The sequence below is a fragment of the Noviherbaspirillum sp. genome (assembly GCF_035654295.1).
Classification (GTDB): domain Bacteria; phylum Pseudomonadota; class Gammaproteobacteria; order Burkholderiales; family Burkholderiaceae_D; genus Noviherbaspirillum.
This window is the reverse complement of record NZ_DASRXF010000118.1, coordinates 1-2,346: the sequence shown is the minus strand read 5'-3', so window position 1 is coordinate 2,346 and position 2,346 is coordinate 1. Positions and strand designations below refer to the sequence as shown.

The window sequence follows — 2,346 nt, the reverse complement described above, 5'->3', positions numbered from 1 at the left end:
CACCACCGAGATCGGCGCGCACAGCGTGTCGATGGCGGCGGCGGCGGTGCGCCTGTCCCAGCGCATTTTCGACAAGATCTCGGAACAGAACGTCCTGTTCATCGGCGCCGGCGAAATGATCGAACTGTGCGCGACGCACTTCGCGGCACAGAATCCGAAATCGCTCACCGTTGCCAACCGTACCCTGGAACGCGGCGAGGCGCTGGCCCACCGCTTCAACGGCAAGGCGATCCGTCTCGCCGACCTGCCGGACCAGCTGTCGCGCTTCGACATCGTGGTTTCCAGTACCGCCTCTTCGCTGCCGATCATCGGCCTCGGCATGGTGGAACGCGCGATCAAGGCGCGCCGCCACAAGCCGATGTTCATGGTCGACCTTGCGGTGCCGCGCGATATCGAATCCGAAGTCGGGCGGCTCGACGACGTCTTCCTCTACACCGTGGACGACCTCGGCTCCGCCGTGCAGACCGGTATCGAGAACCGCCAGGCGGCGGTCGCGCAGGCGGAGGCCATCATCGAGACGCGGGTGCAATCGTTCATGCACTGGATGGAAAGCCGCGCGGTGGTGCCCGTGATCCGCGAACTGCATGACAATAGCGAAGCGATGCGCATCGCCGAGCTCGAGCGGGCGAAGAAGCTCCTGGCCAAGGGCGAGGATATCGACGCCGTGCTCGAAGCGCTGTCGAAAGGCCTCACCGCCAAGTTCCTGCACGGCCCGCAACAGGCGTTGCACAACGCGCAGGGCGACGAACGCGCACGCCTGGCCACTCTCCTGCCGCAGCTGTTCCGCACCAAGCGCTAGCTGCCGTCCACACTGCGGGGAATCTGCCCCGCGCCACTTCATACGCCGGCCGGTCCGGCGTCCGCACACGATTTCCATACACGCAACGTCATGAAACCATCAATGCTTGCCAAGCTCGACCAGCTTTCCGAACGGCTGGAAGAAGTCAACAACCTGCTGATGCAGGAAGGCGCGACGAACGACATGGACCAGTACCGCAAGCTGACGCGCGAGCACGCGGAGCTCGGGCCGCTGGTCGCGTTGTACAAGGATTACAAGCAGGCCGGCGAAGACATCACGACTGCGCAGGAAATGCTGGCCGATCCGGACATGAAGGAGCTGGCACAGGAAGAGATCGGCGCGGCGAAGGCGCGCATCGAGCAGCTCGAAGGCGAATTGCAAAAGATGTTGCTGCCGAAAGATCCCAACGATGAACGCAACATCTACCTGGAAATCCGTGCCGGCACCGGCGGCGATGAGGCGGCGCTGTTTGCCGGCGACCTGCTGCGCATGTACACCCGCTATGCGGAACGCAACCGCTGGCAGGTGGAGATGGTATCGGAGTCGCCGTCCGAAATCGGCGGCTACAAGGAAGTAATCGTGCGGCTCGTCGGCCACGGGGCGTATTCGCGCCTGAAGTTCGAATCGGGCGGACACCGCGTGCAGCGCGTGCCGGCAACCGAGACGCAAGGCCGCATCCACACCTCCGCCTGCACGGTGGCGGTGATGCCGGAGGCGGACGAAGTCGAGGATGTCGACATCAACCCGGCGGACATCCGCATCGACACTTTCCGCGCGTCCGGCGCCGGCGGACAGCACATCAACAAGACCGATTCGGCGGTGCGCATCACCCATATCCCGACCGGTATCGTGGTGGAATGCCAGGACGACCGCAGCCAGCACAAGAACAAGGCATCCGCATTGAAGGTGCTCGCCGCGCGCATCAAGGATGTGCAGCTGCGCGAACAGCAAGCCAAGGAAGCCGCTACCCGCAAATCGCTCATCGGCTCGGGCGACCGCAGCGAACGCATCCGCACCTACAACTACCCGCAAGGCCGGATGACCGACCATCGCATCAACCTGACGCTCTACAAGCTGGACTTCATCATGGACGGCGATCTCGATGAATTGACCAACTCCTTGCTGGCCGAGCATCAGGCCGAATTGCTGGCGCAGTTGGCCGACGAGGCATAATTGCGCTGACCGGCGTGCGAACGTTTCCATTCAGGAACTTTTTCACCGCCTCTTACTCTTATGGCATTTCCCACTTACAACAACCAACCATGAAAACCTCCAAACCGGTGTTGATTGCAGTCGGCGTCATCGCGCTCGGACTGGTCGGCTTTGCGCTGTATCTCCAGCACGTGGAGGGGCAGATGCCCTGCCCGCTCTGCGTGATCCAGCGCTACGTGTTCATCCTGCTTGCGCTGGTGTGCTTCCTCTTCGCCGCCCTGCCGCGTGGCGCGACGAAGTTTGGCGCGATCCTCGGCACGCTGACCGCCCTCGGCGGTGCCGGCGTGGCCGGCTGGCATGTGTGGGTCAAGGCCAATCCCACCGTTTCCTGCGGC

General features: G+C 63.3%; 3 protein-coding genes. All 3 read left to right on the top strand.

Translation table 11 applies throughout. The features are described from left to right. Positions 1-799, top strand: a 799-nt coding sequence (gene hemA, locus VFF99_RS12240) for a glutamyl-tRNA reductase (protein WP_325018251.1), incomplete at its 5' end; no start/stop codon positions are given. 90 nt (positions 800-889) lie between these two features. Continuing rightward, the gene (prfA, locus tag VFF99_RS12235; protein ID WP_325018250.1) at positions 890-1,972 is read left to right on the top strand and encodes a peptide chain release factor 1; all 1,083 of its coding nucleotides are present in this window, start codon (positions 890-892) and stop codon (positions 1,970-1,972) included. Positions 1,973-2,061: 89 nt separating this feature from the next. Next, on the top strand, positions 2,062-2,346 hold a 285-nt coding region (locus VFF99_RS12230; protein WP_325018248.1), incomplete at its 3' end, for a disulfide bond formation protein B.